The sequence below is a fragment of the Pseudonocardia sp. genome, assembly GCF_035305885.1.
Classification (GTDB): domain Bacteria; phylum Actinomycetota; class Actinomycetes; order Mycobacteriales; family Pseudonocardiaceae; genus Pseudonocardia.
Genome location: NZ_DATGOP010000080.1, coordinates 50,060 through 68,813, shown reverse-complemented (window position 1 = coordinate 68,813; position 18,754 = coordinate 50,060). Strand labels below are relative to the sequence as shown.

Below are 18,754 nucleotides of genomic sequence, written 5' to 3'. Positions count from 1 at the left end.
GGAACTGGCGGCTGAGGTGCCCGGCGGACATGTTCACGCCCCGGGCGAGCGCCTCGACGTTCAGCGGCTGCGCGTACTCGCGGTCGATCCGGTCACGGACCCGGCGCAGGCGCGCGAGGTCGCGCAGGCGCTCGGCTTCGGCGGACCTGGCCACTCGCGAATCGTGCCACGGCCGCGCTAGTCCGCGCCCTCGAGCACCTCCCGCAGCCTGCGCGCGAACGCCTCCGGCCGGCCGGGGTAGCCGGACTCGGGGCCGACGAAGCCGCCGTGGTGGCTGGGGAACACGGTGACCTCCTGGCCGAGCAGCTCGGCGGTGGCCACCGCGGTGCGGCCGGTGATGGTGCGGCCGGTCTCCTCGCCGAGGGCGACGACGACCCGGGTGGGCGCGGCGCGCAGCGCGTCGACGTCGGGCCGGTAGCTGCTGACCGCCGACGAGCGGTCGGAGAGCAGCGGGTCGTCCCTGCTGCCGTCGTCGGCGGTGGGCAGGCCGAACGCGGCCGGGTCCGGCGCGGGCCCGGCGAAGTACTCGTCGGTGAACTCGCCCTCCCACGACGTCATGGCGATGAACGCCGCCATGCCCGCGCCGAACCCCTTCGCCTCGTAGGCGTCCCGGACCCCGGCGGACGCCCGCTCGGCGGCCTCCGCGTCCGGCAGGATCGAGATGAGCGGGGGCTCGTGCGCCACCAGGACGGTGACGTCCTCGGGGTGCGCGGCCACGAGGGCGAGCCCCGTGACCGCGCCCCCGCTGCTCGCGAACACCTCGACGGGCCCCGCCCCGAGCGCCTGGACCAGTGCGTGCAGGTCACCCGCTTGCACCTCGGGCGAGTGGTCGGTCCGGCCGTCCTTGCGCGTGCTGCGGCCGAGGCCGCGCGGGTCGTAGGTCACCACGGTGCGGTCGGGGAAGTGGGAGGCCAGCGTCGCGAAGCCGTCCGCGGTCATGGGCTGGCCGATCATGAGCAGCGGCGGGCGGCCGTCCGCGGGCGGCAGCGGCCCGCGGACGTCGTACACGAGGTCGGCCTCGGGGGTCGTGAGCGTGTGGGTCGCCATGACGGTTGAGACCGCCGGCGCGCCCGGAACTCATCGGTGGGTTCAGGCCGACTTCGCGAGCCACTCGTCGAACGTGGTCGGGGCGATGCGGGCCCCCTCACCGGGGAGCAGCACCTCGCCCGCCATCTCGGGCCCGAAGAGGCCCGACCAGGTCGGCACCAGGCGGATCTCGCGGCCGCGGGCCTCGAACGTCCGCCGGGCCATGTCGACGAGGTCCTGCGGCTCCGGGCCCGCGACGTCGGCGTAGCGGCCCTGCGGCCGGCCCGCCGCGATCTCGGCGAGGACGTCGGCCACGTCCTCCGGCGCGATCGGCTGCACGAGCAGTGGCGCGATCGTGGCGACGCCGTCGCGCTCGGTCCAGCCCGCCACCATCCCGGCGAAGTCGTGGAACTGCGTGACGGGCACGATCGTCCACGGCACCGGCCCCGCCTCGACCAGGCGCTCCTGCTCGCGCTTGCCCGCGTAGTGCGCGTTGCCCGGGACGCGGTGGATCCCGACGATCGACAGCAGCACGTGGTGGCGCACCCCCGCCTCCGCCTCGGCCGCGAGCAGGTTGCGGGTGGCGGCGCCGAAGAAGGCGACGGTCTCGGCCTCGTCCGCCGGTGGCGCGTTGGTGGCGTCGACCACCGCGTCGACGCCGGCGAGCGCCGAGCGGAGGCCCTCGCCGGTGGTGAGGTCGACGCCCAGCGAGCGGGCGATCCGCACGACCTCGTGGCCGCCCGCCTCGAGGGCGGCGATCGTGAGTGCTCCGATGTTGCCGGTTGCCCCGGCGACTGCGATCCGCATGCGCCGACACTAACTCGGATAAAACTGGTCCGCAATATCCGCGATACGATGGCTGGCGTGAAGCTGCCCGTGAGCACCGAGTGGGTCCTGCACTGCGCCACGACGCTGGCGCAGCTCGAGCCGGGGGCCACCGCCTCGGTCAAGCAGCTCGCCGACTACTTCGACCTCCCCGCGCCCTACCTGGCCAAGCAGCTGCAGGCGCTGGTCAAGGCCGGCCTGCTCGCCGCGACCACCGGCCCGCGCGGCGGCTTCCGGCTCGCGCGCCCGCCGTCGGAGATCACGCTGTTGGAGCTGGTCGAGGCCGTCGACGGCGCCGCATCCCCCTACGAGTGCCGCGAGATCCGGCAGAAGGGCCGCGGCGCGCTGCCGCCGGAGGACTGCCGCGACACCTGCATCCTCGCCCGCAAGATGGCCGAGGCCCACGACGCGTGGCGGGCCCACCTCGCCGGCACCACGCTCGCGGGCATCCTCGCCGAGCTGCCCCCGACGGCACCCTCCCGCACCCGCAGGTTGCTGGCCTCCACACGGTGATGTCGAGGACGGGCCCGCGGCTCCGTCACGGTGCCGGGAAAGTCACAGTGCCGGATGCGGCCGCAGGGGCCGCACGAGCCAGGGAGGCCCGGAATGCCGATCACCCGCATGGACAACGTCCTCGTCGTCGTCGAGGACCTCGACGCGGCCGTCGCGTTCTTCGTCGAGCTCGGCATGCAGCTCGAGGGCAGGGCGCCGGTCGAGGGCGAGTGGGCGGATCGCGTCATCGGGATCGACGGCGTCCGCGAGGAGGTCGCGATGCTGCGCACCCCGGACGGGCACGGCCGGATCGAGCTGGCGGCGTTCCGCGAGCCCGCGGCCGTGCGCACCGCGCCGGCCGACGCCCCGGTGAACGCGCTCGGCATCCGCCGGATCATGTTCGCCGTCGACGACGTCGACGACGTCCTCGCCCGGCTGCGCGGCCACGGCGCGGAGCTGGTCGGCGACGTGGTGCGCTACGGCGACGCGTACCGGCTCTGCTACGTCCGCGGCCCCGAGGGGATCCTCGTCGGGCTCGCCGAGCAGCTCAGCTGACCTGCCCGGCGCGCAGGTCCTCCAGCGCGCCGACGAGGCGGTCGAAGAACCGGGGCGCGTCGAGGCCGACGGCCACCTTCGCGTTGGGCGGCTCACCGAGGTAGCCGTGCAGGTCCACGCACGTGGCGCCGCGGGTGTGCGCGCCGACCACCTCGATCGCCACGTGGGCGTCGACGCACTCCACCAGCGCCGGGTCGATCACCCGGGCCACCGCCACCGGGTCGTGCAGCGGTGGGGCCTCGAAGCCCCACAGCTTCTTGTAGGTCGAGGCGAAGAACGTCATCAGCTCCGCGCACACCGGTCCGAGGTCGCCGCCGAGGTCCTCCAGCCGGGCCACGACCTCCGGCGTCACCAGCGCCTGGTGGGTGACGTTCAACCCGCACATCGTGACCGGCACGCCGCTGCCGAACACGATCGCCGCGGCCTCGGGGTCGACGAAGATGTTGAACTCGGCGTACGGGCCGACGTTGCCGCGCTCGGTGGAGCCGCCCATCAGGACGATCTCGCGGATCCGCGCCGCATCCCCCGGGTACCGGGTGAGCAGCAGCGCGATGTTGGTGAGCGGCCCGGTCGGGACGAGCGTCACGGGTTCCGGGTGCTCCTGCAGCAGCCGGTGGACGAGGTCGACGGCGTGCTCGCCCACCACCGGCACCGCGGGCTCGCCGAACCGCGGCCCGTCGAGGCCGGACTCGCCGTGCACGTCCGCGGCGACCTGCAGCGGCCGGGTCAACGGACGGGCGCACCCGGCGGCGATCGGCACGTCGTGGACGCCGGCGAGGGTGCACACGCGGCGCGCGTTCAGCGTGGTCTTGTCGAGCGTCTGGTTGCCGGCGACCGTGGTGATCGCCAGGAGGTCGACGGCCGGGTCGCCCGCGGCCAGCATGATCGCGATCGCGTCATCGTGCCCCGGGTCGCAGTCGAGGATGATCGGCGTCACGACTCGCCAGCCAACCAGCGCACGGCGTTCGCGAACAGCGTGGCGTAGCCAGGCCACTCCACGAACTCGGTGGGGCACCAGTGCGGCCCGATGTCGGACGCCCACGCGAGGGTCCGCCCCTCACCGACGGTGCGGACGGCGAGCAGCGGGTCGCCCGCGATCGTCGCCAGCACCCGCGCGTCGTCCTTGGCCGCCGAACCGGTTGTAGCCGAGCAGGAACGGCCGCTCGCCGTCGACGCCGGACAGGATGGCGTGGCCGGCGTCGACGCCCTGTGCCGTGGAAGAACCCCTTGCCCTCCGACCCCGGGTGATCACCGCGTGAGCGGCCGGACGTCCCACACCCACGCGTCCGCGGCCCGCCTGCCGGGGCCGAGCAGCGCGGTGAGCGCGGCCTGCAGCTGCTCCTGGTGGGGCCGCTCGGTGAGGACGACCGCCTGGGCTTTCCAGAAGCGCAGGTCCTCGTGCATCCGCGCGCGGTCGGCGGCGGTGATCGGCGGCACCTGCCCGGTGGCCGCGACGCCGTCGAGGAGCAGCGCGCTCGGCCGCTTCGGCGCGCCGTACGCGCCGCGCTGCGCCTCCCCGGCCGGGCCGACGAAGTAGCCCTGCGGCAGCGCGAAGCCCATGCCGGCGTCCACCTGCCACCGCAGCGGTTCGGCGTGGAGCGGCTCGGGCAGCGGCACCGGGACCAGCGTGCCGCCCGGCTCGACCCACCGCGCCCACTCGCCACCCGCGTAGAAGGCGGGGGTGGGCGCGCGCAGCACGGTCTGGTACGGCATCGGCACGATCGGCAGCAGCGCCACGACCAGCGCCGCCACCCACGCCGCGCGCACCGGGACCGGGCCGATCCGGCGGTCGCGGGGCAGGTCGAGCACCCGCTGGGTGGCGATCGCGATCAGGCAGCCGATCGCGGGCACGCAGGCCAGCGCCATCCTCGACTCCAGCACCGACTCCACCAGCGGCACCCGGTCGAGCAGCAGCCACGGCCCCGGGATGCCGGTCGGCCGACCGTCGACGGTGATCTGCGTCCCGAGCGACAGCGCGGCGCCGATCCCGCCCGCCGTCGCGGCGATCCGCGCGGCCGGCTCGTCGCGCAGCCGGACCGCGAGCACGACGGCGAGCACCACGAGGCCCCAGCCGAAGAACGCGTTCTCCTCGGTGCCGTTCAGCGCGAGGCCGCCCGGCCCGCCGGTGACCAGCGCGCCCAGCGACTGGCTCGCGTGGGAGACGAACGCGGCGAGCGGGTTGCCCGCGGGCAGGTGGTCGATCCCGCGATAGCTCTGCGGGCCGGCGAACTGCAGCCACAGCGGGTAGGCGACCAGCGCGCCGGAGACCAGCGCGGCGGTCACCCCGCCGCCGACGACCGGCCGCGGCAGCCGCCTCCTCGTGATCGCGTACCAGAGGGCGTACGGCGCGACGGTCAGCACCGCGATCAGCAGGATCTCCTCGCCGATGAGGACCTGCAGCGCCCCGAGCACGCCCAGCCCCACGCCGTGCCGCACCGGGCTGCGCGCCGCCGGGAGCCGGATCAGCCAGATCCCGATCACGGGGATGAGGAACGTCGCGGCGAAGTTCGGGTGGGCGCCGGCGTGCGAGATCACCGGTGGGGCGAACCCGCAGAACAGCCCGCCGAGCGCGGCCGCCGACCGCGAGCGCACGACGTGCCGGGAGAACAGCCAGTACCAGGCGGTGGCGGTGCCGGCGAGCCCGCCGGTCAGCACGATCGTCCACGTCGCGGTCGGGCCGAGGGCCAGCGTCACCGGCGCCAGCGGGATCGCGAGCGCGGGCAGCGCCGTGTTCGCCATGAGGTTCACCCCGAGCGGGGCGTTCTGCAGCTCGGAGTACAGCGGGTTGCGCCCGTCGAGCAGCGCGCGCGCCTGGGCGGCGAACAGCCACTCGAACAGGTTCTGGTCCTGCATGCTCGCGACCAGGTAGCCGCGGTCGAGGTGGCGCCACAGCCCGGAGTACAGGACGACCGCCGCGAGCGCGTAGCCGGCGATCACGTAGACATCCGCCCGGCCGACCCGGCCCCGCCGGGCCGGCGCGTGAGCAGCGGCCGTCACGCGCGCACGTCCCTCCCGAATCCCTGCCCCCTCGACACGACGCCCGGCTCCCGCCGCAGCATGCCCGATGACGGGCGGGAGCGCAGCGCCGCGGGTAACCGGGCGCCCGGCGCCGTCAGATGGCGTCGAAGCGGCGGGTGCGGGTGGCGTCCACCTCCGGCAGCGTCTCGATGACGCTGCGGATGTGGCGGCGCATCGCCGCCTCGGCCGCCTCGGCGTCGCCCGCGCACAGCGCCTCGATGATCTCCAGGTGCTGGGGCAGCGAGACCGCGGGGCGGCCGGGGTGCATCGCGAGCCGGAACTGGTGGCGCACGCTCTGACCGCGCAGCCGCTCGAGGATCCCGGCCGCGGTGGACTGCCCGGAGAGCTCCAGCACGAGGCCGTGCAGGCGCTGGTTCAGCTCCGAGTAGCCCAGCAGGTCACCCCCGGCGACGGCGGCGCGCATGGCGTCGCCGATCTCGCGGAGGCGGTCCCGGTCGGCGTCGGTGAGCCGCTCGGCCGCCTTCGCCGCACACAGCCCCTCCAGCGCCATCCGGACCTCGGTGATCTCGATGGCCTCCTCGAGCGACACGGCGCGCACGCGCGCGCCGCGGTTCTGCACCCGCTCGACGAGGCCCTCGCTCGCGAGCTGTACCAGCGCGGTGCGCACGGTGGTGCGGCTCGCCCCGAACCGCTCCGACAGGTCCGCCTCGACCAGGCGCTGGTTGGGGACGAACTCGCCGTCGGCGATGGCCGCGCGGATGGCGTCGACGACGGGAACCGGCTCCCCCGGGGGCGAGCTCTCGGTCCCGGTCATCGTCACCACCCTCCGCCGCGGTTCGACGCCCTCATTGTGCGGGGACGTCGACCGGCGGCGTGCCGTGGGTGTGGAACGACTCGATCGTCTTCAACCCCCAGGCCTGGCCCTTGGCCCGTTCGGCCTCGGTCCACGTGATCGGCTCCCAGTCCGGGGCGAAGATCAGCCGCGCGGTGGGGTTGCACAGTTCGATGCGGTTGCCGCCGGGCTCGTAGAGGTAGAGGAAGAACGTCTGCTGGATCGCGTGCTTGTGCGGGCCGGTCTCGATGTGGACGCGGTTGTCGAGGGCGATGTCCGCGGCGCGCAGGATGTCCTCCCGCGTGTCGGTGGCGAACGCGATGTGGTGCAGACGCCCGTTCGAGCCGGTCCAGTCGTTGGTGTAGACGAGGTCGTAGGACTTCTGGGCGAAGTTGGTCCACTGCCCGGAGATCACGCCGCTGTCGAGCTGGATCTGCTCGGTGACCCGGCCGCCGAGCGCGTCGCAGATGAACCCGCCGTTCGTCGCCGCGTCCTGGGCGAGGTAGTTGACGTGGTCGAGCCTGCGGACGCTCACGCCGCGCCCGGGGTAGGCCTGGGCCTGGTTCTTCAGCGCCGGGCGCAGGTGCTCGGGCGGCTGGTAGCGCTCGGTCTCGTAGTAGATCTCCATCTCGTGGCCGTCGGGGTCCCGGAACAGGTAGGTCGGGCCGATCCCGGGGTCGCCGTCCACCCAGCCGATCCCGAGGCCGCGTTCCTCGATCGCCGCGACCCGGCGCTTGAGCGCCTCCTCGCTCGACGCCCGCAGGGCCGTGCGGCCCACGCCGGAGGTCTTCGAGGCCGTCAGCTTGAGGCTGTGGTGCTCGTAGTCGTCCCAGGTGCGCAGGAAGACCGAGTCGCCCTGGCTGCCGTTCTCGGTCAGGCCCAGGACGCGGACGAAGAAGTCGAGGCTGCGCTCCGGCTCGGGGGTGAACAGCTCCACGTGGCCGAGGTGGGCGATCTCGTGTCGGGGGGACTTCTCAAGCGACATCGTCGGCTCCTGACGGTCGGGGTCGGGGGAAGGTGGTGCCGTCGAACAGGGCGCGGGCGGTGCGGATCACCGCCGACCGGCGCACCCGGGGCGGGTCGCCGGGCTCGACGTCGACCTCGACCTCGAGCGACCCGCTCGGGTGCTCGACCGCGAACGGCCGACCGGGGGCGGGCCGGACCAGCAGGTCGTGGCCGACGGCACCGTCGAGCAGCGCGGCCGTGACCACGCTGATCGCGCCGAACACGCCGATCGACGGGTGCCGGCGCAGTGGCTGGAAGGCGTTGAACGTGCGGGTGCGGATCGCCCCGCCCGCCTGCGGCGCGGAGACGAACGTGATCTTGGGGACGGCGGCCGCCGTGACGTCGCCCATGCCCATGAGCTTCCCCGCTTCGAGCCGCAGCGCCAGGATGCGCTCATCCGGCAGGTCCGCTTCGGGGAGGACGACGACCGGCATCCCGTTGTCGATGCAGGTCACCCGCAGGCCGTCGATCTCGTCGACGAGCCGGCCGGTCGGCAGCAGGCTGCCGCAGACCGACCCCTCGGTGTCGGCGAAGGCCAGCGCGACCGGGGCGGCCGTGCCGGGCACCCCGGCGAGCGCCGCGTCGCCCGCGTAGTCGACGCGGCCGCCGGGCGTGGGGAACGTCGACTCCGCCCGCGCCCCGGTGTTGACCATGCGGATCCGCACGCTGGTGCGCTCGTCACCCGCGGCGACGAGGCCGCGCTCCACGGCGAACTGGCCGACGGCGGCGAGCAGGTTGCCGCAGGTCTGGCGGTCCGACACGGTGGCCGCGTCGATGCCGACCTGGAGGAACAGGTAGTCGACGTCGCAGTCCGGCTCGGCGGACGGCGACACGACGGCCACCTTGCTCGTCACCGGCTGGGCGCCACCGAGCCCGTCGATCTGGGCGGGGTCGGGGCTGCCCATGATCCGCAGCAGCAGGTCGTCGCGCTCGGCCGGGTCGGCCGGGAGGTCGGAGGCGAGGAAGAACGCGCCCTTCGACGTGCCGCCACGCATGAGCAGGCAGCGGACGCCGCTCGCGGTGGTCACGGTCGGGCCTTCACGTACTCGACGCCCAGCGCGGCGAGGGTGGCGCGCAGGCCGTAGCGGTCGAGGCCGAGCTCGCCTGCGCGGAACGCCTCGCGGGTCGCCTCCTCCTTCGCCACCCGGGCCCGGCCGGCGGTGACCGCCTCGCCGACCCGTTCCCGCGGCACGCACGCCACCCCGTCGTCGTCGGCCAGCACCGCGTCGCCGGGGTGCACGACCTGCCCGCCGATCACGATGGGGACGTTCACGGCGCCGGCCGTCGCCTTGACGGTGCCCTGGGCGCTGACCGCGGCGGACCAGGCGGGGAAGCCCATCGCGCGCAGGTCGGCGACGTCGCGGACGCCGGTGGTGGTGACCACCCCGCGCACCCCGCGGTGCGCGAGCGCGGTGGCGAACAGCTCGCCGAACAGGCCGTCCGTGCACGGGGAGGTGGTGGTGACCACCATGATGTCGCCGGCGCGGCACTGCTCGACGGCTGCGTGGATCATCAGGTTGTCGCCCGGCCAGCACAGCACGGTGACGGCCGTGCCGCCGACGCGCGCGCCCTGCTGGATCGGCCGCAGGTCGGGGCCGAGGTAGCAGGTGCGGCCGAGCGCCTCGTGCACGGTGGCGACGCCGAGCTCGGCGAGCGCGTCGACGTCGGCGAGGTCGGCGCGCGGCGGGTCGGTGACGATGACCGGCTTCACGCGAGCACCCCCGTCACCTGCGGGTACAGCCGGACGTACGCCTCCCCCATCGTGCTGTGGGGCAGCCCGAGGTTCGGCCCGGCGTTGCGCTTCAGCTGCACCCCGCGGCGCTTGGCGAGGTCGGTGTAGTAGTCCCACATGTGCTGCTGCGCGGGCAGGCACTCCATCGCCTTGCGCTTGCGGTCGAACACCGGGGTGATGTCGAGCAGCACGTCCGGCCGGAAGTCGCACTGCTCGGGCTGGTGCGGCTCGAAGAAGAACACCGGCGGCGCGCCGAGCGGCTCGCCCGGGGCGTCGTAGCCGATGGCCTGCGCCAGCACCCGCGCCTGCAGCGCCATCCGGGCCGCCGCCGGGTGGTCGCCGTTGTAGGGGTCGGCGAGCGTGTGCGTCAGCACGACGGTGGGCGTGACCTCGCGGTAGACGTGCACGAGCCGATCGACCAGCTCCTGGGACTCCACGAGCGGGTAGTCGCCCGCGTCGAGGAAGCGGATCTCCGCGCCGAGCGTCGCGGCGGCGTTCTCCGCCTCCTCCCGGCGGATCGCCTTGATCTCCTCGAGCGTGCGGCCCTCCCGCCAGGCCTTGGCGGACTCGCCGCGCTCCCCGAACGACAGGCAGACGACCGTGGCCCGGTCGCCGCGCTCGGTCGCCAGCGCGATCGCCCCTCCGGCGCGCCACACGAAGTCGCCCGCGTGCGCGCTGATCACCAGCAGGCTGCCGCGTTCCTCCGACGTCGATCCCATCGCAACTCCCGTCCGTGCCGATCGGAGCCAGCATCAGCGGCGTCGGCGAAATTATCAACAATCGTGGCGCCCATCTTGTGGTGAGTCATATGACGCACGGGTGCCCCGCCGGGAGGGGGAGCAGCGACACCGGCGGCGCGGGAGACGGCGCGCCGTACGCCCGCCCCGCTCCGTTCGGACCGCCGGTCGGCCCGGCGCGCCGCGACGGCTCATCCCGGGCCGCCGGGCGCCCTAAGCTGCCGGACGTGGCCGATCTCACGCGGGCGTTGCGCCGCGTCTCCTACGAGGTCCTCCCGTTGAAGGGCACGGAGGCGGCCGTGGTCGAGCACGTCCCGCGGGACGTGCCGCTCACCGTCAGCACGAGCCACGCGAAAGGGCTGGGGCCCACGGTCGACCTCGCCGTCCGGCTGACCGGCCACGGCTTCTCGGTGTCGCCGCACCTCGCGGCCCGCCAGATCCGCGACGCCGCGCACCTGTCCGACCTCGTGGCCCGGCTCGCCGACGCCGGGGTGGACAGCGCCTTCGTCGTCGGTGGGGACGCCCCGGAGCCGGCCGGCCCGTTCGACGACGCGTTCTCGCTGCTCGTGGCGCTCGCCGACCTCGGCAACCCGTTCCGCCGCATCGGCATCGCCGGCTACCCGGAGGGGCACGCCCGGATCGCGACGGACCTCCTGGACGAAGCGCTCGAGAAGAAGGCCCCCTTCGCCTCCCACGTCATCACGCAGATCTGCTTCGACGCGGCCACGACCGCGGGCTGGGCCCGCCGGGTGGCCGAGCGCGGGATCGACCTCCCGATCCGGGTCGGGCTGCCCGGGGTGGTGAGCCGGCAGAAGCTCGTGCGCATCTCGGCGGGGCTCGGGCTCGGCCAGTCGGCCCGGTTCCTGCTCAAGCAGCAGAGCCTGTTCTGGCGGTTCTTCGTCCCGGGCGGCTACCACCCCGGTCGGCTCGCACGCCGGCTCGCCCCGCAGGTCGAGGAGCCCACCAGCCCCGTCGACGGGTTCCACTTCTTCACGTTCAACGAGGTCGCGGGCACCGAGGCGTGGCGGCGATCGGTGCTCGCCGGGTCCGGCTGAGGACGGCTCGGCCCGGATCCTCAGGTGGGCGGCACCCCGCTACCGTGCGGTGGTGATCACCCGGGGGGCGTGGGTCGTGGTCGTCGCGCTGGTCGCGCTGGTGGCGGCGTGCGCGTCGCCGATCGCGGGCGCACCGCAACCGGCCCCTCCGCCCTCCGCGCAACCCGGCGGCGGCCTGCCGCTCACGCCCGCCCAGCAGCGCCTCGCCGACCTGTTCGCACAGGTCCGGTCGTGGGACGTGTGCGCCATGCACGACGTCGACGCGGCGGCGCGGGTCACCGGCTACGCCCCCGACGAGCTGCTCCCCTACCGCGAACCCGGCACCTGCCGGCTGGTGGTGCGCGACCCGAGCGGGGTGTCGGAGTGGGAGCTGCAGCTCGACGTGTTCCCGGTCATCCCCGCGGAGGGTGCGGGCGAGCCGCTCGACGTCGGCGGTGTGCGGATGCCGCAGGTCCGCGACGACAGCGAGTCCCGCTGCGCCTACAGCTACCCGATCGGCGACCCCCAGGAGGGCGACGAACCGTGGGGCATCGAGCTGTCGGTGTACCACCTCGCCCCCGACAAGGCGCCGTGCGAGGTCGCCCGCGAGTACGCCACCGCGATCGCGCCGCAGCTGGCGGACCCGCCGCTGCGCGCCGCGGGCGGCACGGCGCCCGCCCTGGACATCACCGCGTCCGACCCCTGCGCGCTGGCCGCCGCGATGGTGCCGGTCATGTCCGACGGGACACCGCTCGGCCCGGACGCGCTCGACGTGGGCGACATCGGCCCGTACCGCTGCGCGGTCACCGCCTCCGCGGGCGACGGTACGAGGACGCGGGCGTCCGTCGAGTTCGTGCTCGCCGACGCCGACGAGGTCGGCAGCACCGTCGTCGGCGGCTTCCCGGGCGCGCGCAACCCGCTCGGCATCGACTGCCAGGCGCTGTTCGCGCCCCAGGACGTGCAGCTCGTCGGCAACCCGGGGACCTCGCCGAGCGTGCCGGTGGTCGAGATCGACGCGGGGTGCGACCGGATCGACGCGCTCGCCGCGGCCGCGGCGGGCGCGGTGGCGCCCGCCGCGGCCGCCCGTCCCCGGGAGGACGCGCTGGTGCTCGGCGACCTCGACCCACCTCCGACGGCCGAGGGCGTCGGCGCCCCGTTCGACCCGTGCACGGTGGTCGGCGGCTGGGACGCCTACCCGCCCGAGGTGCAGCCGGCGACCCCGCGGCCCGCCGTGCCGATGCCGGTGCGCCCCGAGGACCCGTTCCAGGTGGGCTGCCGGTTCAACGCGGGCGAGATGTTCTCCTCGCTGGTCTGGGGCACGCCCACCGACGACGGTTTCTCCGCCGACCCGGCCGCGCGCGGTGCAGGCGCGGTGGCCGTCGAGTTCGCCGGCCGGCCCGGGGTGGAGCAGACCAGCACGAACGCGGGCAACGGCCAGCCGACCTGCTACAGCGCCGTCCAGCTCACCCACGGCATCGCCGCCGTGGTGACCACCGTGCCCGGCGACCCGTGCCGGGTGAACCGGGCGGTGCTCGAGCAGGTGGCCGGGAAGGTGCCCTGAGGCCGCCGTCGCCGGTGTGGTGCACTGACGCCGTGAAGATCCGTCTCGCTGCTGTCGTGATCGCGCTTGCGGCGCTGGGCGGCTGCTCCACCCCACCGGGTCCGGATCCCGCGACACCGGCGCCGACGCTCCCCGAGGACGCGATCGCCTACGACGACCTGCTCTCGACCGACCGCGAGTTCCCGTACGACAACACGTGCGACCAGCTGAGCCCCGGCACCATCGCCGAGATCGGCGGGAGCGACACGCACGTGCTGAGCGGCCTCGCCGGGCCCGAGGGCTGCGCGGTCGAGTTCTACACCGCCGAGCTCGAGGAGCTGTGGATCCAGGCGCAGTCCCCGCCGAACCCGTCGGAGCCGCGCTACTTCCCGCTGGTGTGGAACGGTGAGATCAACAGCAGCACCTACCACCGCAGGCTGCTGCTCGACGGGCGCTACTACGCGGTGGAGACCATCGACTTCCTCGGTGGCCTGCCGGGCTGCTACCTCACCGTGGACACCGGATCGCCCAACGCGCTGCAGTTCCGCGGGATCGTCCCCGAAGCGCACGCCACGGGCTACGGCCAGCTGAACCCGGCGTTCACGAACTACGAGGTCGACCACGCGGGCACCGCGCGGTTCATGGAGGACAACTGCCCGACCGTCGAACGGGCGGCCGTGGCGCTGCTGCGCGACATCGACCCCGACGGCGGTTCGCTCGCGACCTCGTGAGCCGCTAGGCGAGGTCGCGGCGGGCCACCCGGTAGCCGGCGAGCCCGAGCAGGCCGGCCCACAACAGCAGCGACACGATCACCGGGCCCGGCCCCTCGACCGGCGCCACCGTGGCCAGCGCGGCCGTGGCGCTCGACGGGTCCACCCAGGCGAACACCTCCGGGGCGAGCCCGCTGATCGTGAGCATCACCGGCACCGCCACGAAGTAGATCGCGAGCGCGCCCGCCGCGTTCGGCACGAGCATCGCGACCGTGAGCGCGACGAGGATCGTCAGCAGCGACCCGAGCACGCAGACCCCGACGACCCAGCCGGGCCGGTAGCCCAGGAGGTAGGTGGCGCCGACACCGGTGACGGCGCCCGGGGCGACGAGGAGGGTCGTGACCAGCTGCAGCCCCGCGGCGAGCAGCCACAGCATCAGCACCACCGTCGCCTGTGCGAGGAAGTACCGGGCCCGCGACGGCTGGACGAGCAGGGTGGGCTGGGCGCTGCGGTGCTGCCACTCCCCGGCGATGAGTTTGATCAGCACGGCGTGCAGCAGCACGTGCCCCACCCGGACCGCGTAGAAGGTCGGCGAGATCTGGCCCGCCGCCGACGCGTACGAGGAGGCGTAGTCCGTGGTGTTGTGGATCAGCACGGTGACGGCGACCAGCGCGACCGGCGCGAGGGCCAGCAGGATCCGGTCCGACAGCGTCCCGGTGAGCTTGCGCAGCTCCACCAGCACCAGCGTCAGGAACGGGGTGCGCCGCGACGCCCCCGGTGGGACCGCGACCGGCTGGTGGGGCGGCTGCGGGGGCGCCTGGAGCGGCTGGTGCGCCGCCGGAGCGCCCGGCGCCTGCGGCCCGGCCCACGCGGGCGGCGCGGCCGGTGAGGGGGGTGCCCCCGGCTGGGGATGCGGCGCGGCCGGGGCCGCCCCGGCCTGCTGGCGCCCCCAGCCCTGCGGGCCCGGGCCCGGCGGGGCCGGCGGCGTCATCCATCCCGGCGCCGATCCCTGCGCCGATCCCTGGGACGCCGTCCACTGCGGTCCGTGCCCTGTCGTCATCGCCCGCCTCCGGACAGCCGGAAGAACAGCTCCTCGAGGTTCTGCTGGTGGTCGGTGATGCCGTGCACCCGCACGCCCGCCGCGAACACGATGTCGGAGACCCGGTCGCTCGGCGCGTCGGCGAGGATCTGGCCGTCGGGGCTCGGCTGGATGCGCACGCCCGCCCGCATGAGCGCGTTCGCGATCGCCTGCATGTCCGGCCCCCGCACCAGCGACTGGTGGGACGCGAGCAGCTCGCGGATCGGCCCGTCGGCGACCACCCGGCCGTTGCCGATCATGACGATGCGGTCGGCCGTCTGGTCCACCTCGGACAGCACGTGGCTGGACAGCAGCACCGTGCCCCCGCGCGCGGCGTGGCCGCGCAGCAGCTCGCGCACGGCCCGGATGCCGACCGGGTCCAGCCCGTTGATCGGCTCGTCGAGCATGAGCAGCGGCGGATCGGCGAGCAGGGCGTGCGCGAGCCCGAGCCGCTGTCGCATGCCGAGGCTGTACTCGCCGATCTTCTTGCGCACGGCGTCGCCCAGCCCGAGCTGCACCATCAGCTCGTCGGCCCGGCGCGCGGGCACCCCGATCAGCGAGGCCGCGTTGCGCAGGTGCGCGCCGCCGGTGCGGCCCGGGTGCACCGCCGAGGCGTCGAGCAGCACCCCTGCGACGTGGGCCGGGTTGGGCCAGTCGCGGAACGGCCTGCCCGCGATCCAGCTGCCGCCCCGGGTGGGCGGCGTCAGCCCCGTGATCATCCGCAGGGTCGTGGACTTGCCCGCGCCGTTCGGGCCGAGGAACGCGGTGACCGTGCCGGGCTGCAGGTCGAACGAGACGTCGTCGACGACGGGCCGGCCACCGTAGATCTTGGTCAGCCCCCGGACGCTCAGCACGATCGGATGGTAACGATCAGCCTCCCGCGCGCCGGACGGCCGGGTCAGCCGAGCGGGTCGGGCACCTCGGGCGCGTTCGCCGCGGCGGCCAGCAGGCCGACCCGGTCGCCCAGCAACGGGGCGCCGTGGCCGAAGCACACGACCGCGGCGCCGGGCGCGGCCAGCCGCCGGAACGACTCCTTCGCCCGCCCCCGGTCGATGTTGAAGGGGCCGAGGAACACCGCGCCCTCGTGTTCGGCCGCGGTGTCGCCGGTGAAGAGGATCCCGCGCTCCTCGTGGCGCAGCGCGATGCTGCCCGGGGTGTGTCCGGGCGTCCAGATCACCTGCAGGCCGTCGAGGACGTCGCCGTCGTCGAGGTCGAGGTCGATCCGCGCCTGCGCCACGTCCGGCGGGTCGGGCAGGCCGGCGGCGACCACGGCGTGCAGTTGCTGCTCGGCCGGGGTGAAGGTGGGCCACTCCCCCTTCGCCTCGCCGCGGACGACCCGCGCGTCGGCGTGGTGCGCCGCCAGCTGGACGCCCGGCCAGGCGGCCACCTCGCGGGCGGAACCGGCGTGGTCGGCGTGGTAGTGGGTGAGCACGACCCGCCGCACCCGGCCCCAGCCGTCCAGCGCGGCCGCGATCGCGTCGGCGGAGCCGGGCGGCCCCGTGTCGATCAGCGTGATGTCCCGCCCGTCCCGCAGCGCGTACGCCTGGCCGGTGGGGAAGCGCAGCATGCGCAGGTCGGGGGCGAGGTCGACGATGTCCACGGCCGGAATCGTCGACGCCCGGTCCCCCGCCGCGCACGCGTGTTCGCCACCGGCGGACCGACCGCCGGCGCTAGCGGCGGGTGAGCGCGATGAGGTACCGGCACACCCGGTCGGTCGGGTTGACGTAGGTGCGCGCCACCGGCGGGCCGAGCTGCAGGCAGTCACCGGTGTCGAGCTCGTGCACCGCGTCGCCCTCGTGCAGGCGCAGGTGCCCGTCGAGGACCCAGATCTGCTGGTGGACGTCGGGGTAGGAGTCGGCGGCGTACGCGACCTCCGCCCCGGCCGGCAGCTCGATCTCCACCAGTTCGAGCGGCCGGCCACCGGCCGGCGACACGGTCCGGCGCCGGTAGCCGGTGGCCGGGTCGGTCCACACCGGCTGGTCGGCCGCGCGGACGAGCCTGCCCCCGCCGTCCTCCGCGCGCGCCACGAGCTCCGACAGCGTCATGCCGAGCGCCGCGGCCAGCCGGGCGAGCAGCACGGCCGTGGGCTGCGCCTCGCCCCGCTCGACCTTCGTGATCATCGCCCGGGACACCCCCGCCCGCTCGGCGAGCGCGCTGATCGACAGCCCCCGCGACGTGCGCGCCTCCCGGAGCGCGGTAGCGAGCGACTCGGTCAACCTCTCCGACACGCTGTCACTATAGTGACAAACTTGTTTATCATCGTCGCATGAAGGTCCGTCCGGCCACCGTCGAGGACGCCGCGGCCTGCGCGGCGATCTACGCGCCCTACGTCACCGGGACCGCGATCACGTTCGAGTACGACCCACCGACGCCGGAGCAGATGGCCGAGCGGATCACGGCGGCGGAGCGCACGCACGCGTGGGTCGTCCTCGAGGACCCGGCCGACGGCGGCCGCGTCGTCGGCTACGCCTACGCGGGCCCGTTCCGGTCGCGGCCCGCGTACCGGTGGGCGTGCGAGACCAGCGTCTACCTCGAGCCCGGGCGGCGGCGTACCGGCGCCGGCCGCGCCCTCTACGAGGCGCTCTTCTCCCGCCTCGTCGAGCGGGGCTACCGCACCGCCCTCGCGGGCATGACCCTGCCCAACGAGGCGAGCGAGGGCCTGCACCGGGCGATGGGGTTCGAGCCGGTCGGCGTCTACCGGCGGATCGGGTGGAAGCACGGGCGGTGGCACGACGTGGCGTGGGTGCAGCGGATGCTCACCGGCGACTCAGGGGATCCGCCGGCGGAGCCGGCCTGAGGTCCCGCGGAACCCGGAACTCGGTGGTGCACCCGACGCAACCACCCACCCCGAGGCGAGCAGGCCGGGATCGGGTCCGCGGAGCCCGGCGCCGGCTAGTGCCCCAGCTGCGAGGTGATCCGCTCGACGACCACGCTCGTGGCGTAGCGCATCGTGCCCGGCGGCTCCACGTCCTCCCACCGGCCGGTGTACTTCTCGGCGATCGCGCGCTCCAGCTCGAAGCCGGGGTCGGGGACGAGGTCGCTCACCCGGCCGCGCAGCTCCAGGTAGGAGGTGGGCCGGTCCGGGTCGGCGATCGCCACGGCGATCCGCGGGTCGCGGCGCAGGTTGCGCAGCTTCTGGCGGCCCTCGACGAGGCTGATGCGCAGCCGCTGGCCGTCCCACAGGAACCACTGCGGGGTCACCTGGGGGCGCCGTTCTTGCCGATCGTCGCGATGAACGCGACCGCGCGGGAGCGCAGCAGGTCGTGGAAGACCTCGGGGATCGCGGTCACCTCAGGCCCGCACCCGGACGACGACCTCGGTGTCGGTGACCTGGTCGACCCCCACCACGAGGCCGCCCGCCTCGGTCTCGCCGCCCACCGGCAGGCTGATGCGCCGGCCCGCCACCTCCAGCTCGGCGACGCCGTCCTGGACACCGATCAGGCGGGCCTCGACCCCGAGCACCGAGACGAGGGTGTCGCCGCTGCGCGGGAACGTGACGGTGCAGCCGTCGAGCCCGCAGTCCACGTTCGAACCCCCGCTCCCACACCCGGCGACCAGGACGAACGCCGCGAGCACGGACATCGCCGACAGAGCGGCACGACGGATCACGAACCGGAGCCTACTGGGCCGGCGGGGCGCAAGCGGCAGACGATGGCGACGAACGAGCGCGACGGATGCACGTGCAGCAGCACGTTGCAGATTCCGCTTGCGGTAGCAGGTTGCAGATTCCTCTTGCGTTTGCAAGCGGAGAGCGACACACTGGATGCGGTGGGTGGCACGGCCGCGTGCGGCCGCCGCCCCGGAGGGTGGACCTGTGGCGGAGTGGGGACCGTGAGCAGACCGCGTGGGCACTCGGAACCGTCCGACGGCGGCGGGAGTTCCACGATCTCTGTCACCTGCGTCCTGGACGGTCGCTGCCATTCCGTCCCGGACGAGGAGCTCGCGATCGGCATCGCCTATCGCGGCGGTCAGTACTCAGCGGTGTGCGGTCACGTCGTGACGCCGGCGCCCATGGTCGCCCCCGACGGCGAGCTGTGCCCGGCCTGCGCGGAGCGCGACGCGAGCCACCGTCGCAGGCGCGGCTTCCGCTTCCGCTTCTGATCGGCACTCCCGCCCACTCCAGGGTGACCACCGGTCGTGCGCATTTGCGTGTCGACCTGGTGTGGAACGGGTTGGGATGGGCATCCACAGGGTGCGACATCCACCGAC

General features: G+C 74.5%; 22 protein-coding genes and 1 pseudogene. 6 read left to right on the top strand and 17 right to left on the bottom strand.

What is annotated here, in order from left to right; all coding sequences use genetic code 11:
* The 3 genes and pseudogenes from VKZ81_RS16860 to VKZ81_RS16850 form a co-directional block, all read right to left on the bottom strand.
* Window positions 1–154 (bottom strand): annotated as a pseudogene (locus tag VKZ81_RS16860) (AraC family transcriptional regulator); the annotation flags it as partial.
* A gap of 23 nt (window positions 155–177) precedes the next feature.
* Window positions 178–1,047 carry an alpha/beta fold hydrolase gene (locus tag VKZ81_RS16855; RefSeq protein ID WP_324242528.1) on the bottom strand — a complete coding sequence of 290 codons (870 nt, stop codon included), beginning with the start codon at window positions 1,045–1,047 and terminating at the stop codon, window positions 178–180.
* Between the two features lie 42 nt (window positions 1,048–1,089).
* On the bottom strand, window positions 1,090–1,833 hold the full coding sequence (locus VKZ81_RS16850) for an SDR family oxidoreductase (RefSeq protein WP_324242527.1): 744 nt from the start codon (window positions 1,831–1,833) through the stop codon (window positions 1,090–1,092).
* Window positions 1,834–1,890: 57 nt separating this feature from the next.
* Between VKZ81_RS16850 and VKZ81_RS16845 the strand changes: the two genes are divergently transcribed.
* Together VKZ81_RS16845 and VKZ81_RS16840 are read left to right on the top strand one after the other, a co-directional pair.
* The gene (locus VKZ81_RS16845) at window positions 1,891–2,364 is read left to right on the top strand and encodes an RrF2 family transcriptional regulator (protein ID WP_324242526.1); all 474 of its coding nucleotides are present in this window, start codon (window positions 1,891–1,893) and stop codon (window positions 2,362–2,364) included.
* A gap of 93 nt (window positions 2,365–2,457) precedes the next feature.
* Window positions 2,458–2,898, top strand: a complete 441-nt coding sequence (locus VKZ81_RS16840) for a VOC family protein (protein ID WP_324242525.1) — start codon at window positions 2,458–2,460, stop codon at window positions 2,896–2,898.
* On the opposite strand, the gene VKZ81_RS16835 is transcribed toward VKZ81_RS16840, so the two are convergent.
* The 8 genes from VKZ81_RS16835 to VKZ81_RS16800 all read right to left on the bottom strand — a co-directional run bounded on the left by VKZ81_RS16835 (window position 2,891) and on the right by VKZ81_RS16800 (window position 10,165).
* Window positions 2,891–3,835, bottom strand: a complete 945-nt coding sequence (locus VKZ81_RS16835) for a nucleoside hydrolase (RefSeq protein ID WP_324242524.1) — start codon at window positions 3,833–3,835, stop codon at window positions 2,891–2,893. The genes VKZ81_RS16840 and VKZ81_RS16835 overlap by 8 nt on opposite strands.
* On the bottom strand, window positions 3,832–4,008 hold the full coding sequence (locus tag VKZ81_RS16830; protein WP_324242523.1) for a glutamine amidotransferase: 177 nt from the start codon (window positions 4,006–4,008) through the stop codon (window positions 3,832–3,834). Before VKZ81_RS16830 ends, VKZ81_RS16835 begins: the two co-directional genes overlap by 4 nt.
* Window positions 4,009–4,146: 138 nt before the next feature.
* Window positions 4,147–5,895, bottom strand: a complete 1,749-nt coding sequence (locus VKZ81_RS16825) for a DUF6311 domain-containing protein (protein WP_324242522.1) — start codon at window positions 5,893–5,895, stop codon at window positions 4,147–4,149.
* A gap of 115 nt (window positions 5,896–6,010) precedes the next feature.
* Window positions 6,011–6,691: a GntR family transcriptional regulator gene (locus VKZ81_RS16820; protein ID WP_324242521.1), complete on the bottom strand. Its 681-nt coding sequence runs from the start codon at window positions 6,689–6,691 to the stop codon at window positions 6,011–6,013.
* A 31-nt stretch (window positions 6,692–6,722) separates the two neighbouring features.
* On the bottom strand, window positions 6,723–7,694 hold the full coding sequence (locus tag VKZ81_RS16815) for a VOC family protein (protein WP_324242520.1): 972 nt from the start codon (window positions 7,692–7,694) through the stop codon (window positions 6,723–6,725).
* Window positions 7,684–8,742, bottom strand: a complete 1,059-nt coding sequence (locus tag VKZ81_RS16810; protein ID WP_324242519.1) for a PrpF domain-containing protein — start codon at window positions 8,740–8,742, stop codon at window positions 7,684–7,686. Before VKZ81_RS16810 ends, VKZ81_RS16815 begins: the two co-directional genes overlap by 11 nt.
* Window positions 8,739–9,425, bottom strand: coding sequence for a 4-carboxy-4-hydroxy-2-oxoadipate aldolase/oxaloacetate decarboxylase (locus tag VKZ81_RS16805; protein ID WP_324242518.1), 687 nt, complete (start codon window positions 9,423–9,425; stop codon window positions 8,739–8,741). The genes VKZ81_RS16810 and VKZ81_RS16805 overlap by 4 nt, the downstream gene beginning before the upstream one ends.
* On the bottom strand, window positions 9,422–10,165 hold the full coding sequence (locus tag VKZ81_RS16800) for a PIG-L deacetylase family protein (protein ID WP_324242517.1): 744 nt from the start codon (window positions 10,163–10,165) through the stop codon (window positions 9,422–9,424). Before VKZ81_RS16800 ends, VKZ81_RS16805 begins: the two co-directional genes overlap by 4 nt.
* Window positions 10,166–10,410: 245 nt before the next feature.
* On the opposite strand from VKZ81_RS16800, the gene VKZ81_RS16795 reads away from it, so the two are divergent.
* From VKZ81_RS16795 to VKZ81_RS16785, 3 genes are read left to right on the top strand one after another with little or no spacing between them, the layout of a single operon-like run.
* Window positions 10,411–11,238, top strand: coding sequence for a methylenetetrahydrofolate reductase (locus tag VKZ81_RS16795; RefSeq protein WP_324242516.1), 828 nt, complete (start codon window positions 10,411–10,413; stop codon window positions 11,236–11,238).
* Window positions 11,239–11,290: 52 nt separating this feature from the next.
* Window positions 11,291–12,778: a hypothetical protein gene (locus VKZ81_RS16790; protein WP_324242515.1), complete on the top strand. Its 1,488-nt coding sequence runs from the start codon at window positions 11,291–11,293 to the stop codon at window positions 12,776–12,778.
* 32 nt (window positions 12,779–12,810) lie between these two features.
* Complete coding sequence (locus VKZ81_RS16785) at window positions 12,811–13,488, top strand: hypothetical protein (protein ID WP_324242514.1); 678 nt, start codon at window positions 12,811–12,813, stop codon at window positions 13,486–13,488.
* Window positions 13,489–13,492: 4 nt separating this feature from the next.
* Here the strand turns inward: VKZ81_RS16785 and VKZ81_RS16780 are convergent, their stop codons facing one another.
* The 4 genes from VKZ81_RS16780 to VKZ81_RS16765 all read right to left on the bottom strand — a co-directional run bounded on the left by VKZ81_RS16780 (window position 13,493) and on the right by VKZ81_RS16765 (window position 16,773).
* Complete coding sequence (locus VKZ81_RS16780) at window positions 13,493–14,458, bottom strand: hypothetical protein (RefSeq protein WP_324242513.1); 966 nt, start codon at window positions 14,456–14,458, stop codon at window positions 13,493–13,495.
* A gap of 65 nt (window positions 14,459–14,523) precedes the next feature.
* Window positions 14,524–15,399: an ABC transporter ATP-binding protein gene (locus tag VKZ81_RS16775; protein WP_324242512.1), complete on the bottom strand. Its 876-nt coding sequence runs from the start codon at window positions 15,397–15,399 to the stop codon at window positions 14,524–14,526.
* A gap of 44 nt (window positions 15,400–15,443) precedes the next feature.
* Complete coding sequence (locus VKZ81_RS16770; protein WP_324242511.1) at window positions 15,444–16,145, bottom strand: MBL fold metallo-hydrolase; 702 nt, start codon at window positions 16,143–16,145, stop codon at window positions 15,444–15,446.
* A gap of 70 nt (window positions 16,146–16,215) precedes the next feature.
* Window positions 16,216–16,773 (bottom strand): helix-turn-helix domain-containing protein, encoded by a 558-nt coding sequence (locus VKZ81_RS16765; RefSeq protein ID WP_324242510.1) that lies wholly within the window; start codon window positions 16,771–16,773, stop codon window positions 16,216–16,218.
* A 38-nt stretch (window positions 16,774–16,811) separates the two neighbouring features.
* On the opposite strand from VKZ81_RS16765, the gene VKZ81_RS16760 reads away from it, so the two are divergent.
* Window positions 16,812–17,342 (top strand): GNAT family N-acetyltransferase, encoded by a 531-nt coding sequence (locus VKZ81_RS16760; protein WP_324242509.1) that lies wholly within the window; start codon window positions 16,812–16,814, stop codon window positions 17,340–17,342.
* Window positions 17,343–17,437: 95 nt separating this feature from the next.
* Here the strand turns inward: VKZ81_RS16760 and VKZ81_RS16755 are convergent, their stop codons facing one another.
* Together VKZ81_RS16755 and VKZ81_RS16750 are read right to left on the bottom strand one after the other, a co-directional pair.
* A complete protein-coding gene (locus tag VKZ81_RS16755) occupies window positions 17,438–17,746 on the bottom strand; it encodes a pyridoxamine 5'-phosphate oxidase family protein (RefSeq protein ID WP_324242508.1) in 309 nt (102 codons plus the stop codon).
* A 90-nt stretch (window positions 17,747–17,836) separates the two neighbouring features.
* Window positions 17,837–18,154 carry a hypothetical protein gene (locus VKZ81_RS16750; RefSeq protein WP_324242507.1) on the bottom strand — a complete coding sequence of 106 codons (318 nt, stop codon included), beginning with the start codon at window positions 18,152–18,154 and terminating at the stop codon, window positions 17,837–17,839.
* Window positions 18,155–18,754 lie beyond the last annotated feature (600 nt).

Bases quoted from the DNA above. Each gene is read 5' to 3' on its own strand.
- VKZ81_RS16850 (WP_324242527.1), bottom strand. From the start codon at position 1,833: ATGCGGATCGCAGTCGCCGGGGCAACCGGCAACATCGGAGCACTCACG.
- VKZ81_RS16760 (WP_324242509.1), top strand. From the start codon at position 16,812: ATGAAGGTCCGTCCGGCCACCGTCGAGGACGCCGCGGCCTGCGCGGCG.
- VKZ81_RS16840 (WP_324242525.1), top strand. From the start codon at position 2,458: ATGCCGATCACCCGCATGGACAACGTCCTCGTCGTCGTCGAGGACCTC.
- VKZ81_RS16800 (WP_324242517.1), bottom strand. From the start codon at position 10,165: ATGGGATCGACGTCGGAGGAACGCGGCAGCCTGCTGGTGATCAGCGCG.
- VKZ81_RS16780 (WP_324242513.1), bottom strand. From the start codon at position 14,458: ATGACGCCGCCGGCCCCGCCGGGCCCGGGCCCGCAGGGCTGGGGGCGC.
- VKZ81_RS16820 (WP_324242521.1), bottom strand. From the start codon at position 6,691: ATGACCGGGACCGAGAGCTCGCCCCCGGGGGAGCCGGTTCCCGTCGTC.
- VKZ81_RS16855 (WP_324242528.1), bottom strand. From the start codon at position 1,047: ATGGCGACCCACACGCTCACGACCCCCGAGGCCGACCTCGTGTACGAC.
- VKZ81_RS16815 (WP_324242520.1), bottom strand. From the start codon at position 7,694: ATGTCGCTTGAGAAGTCCCCCCGACACGAGATCGCCCACCTCGGCCAC.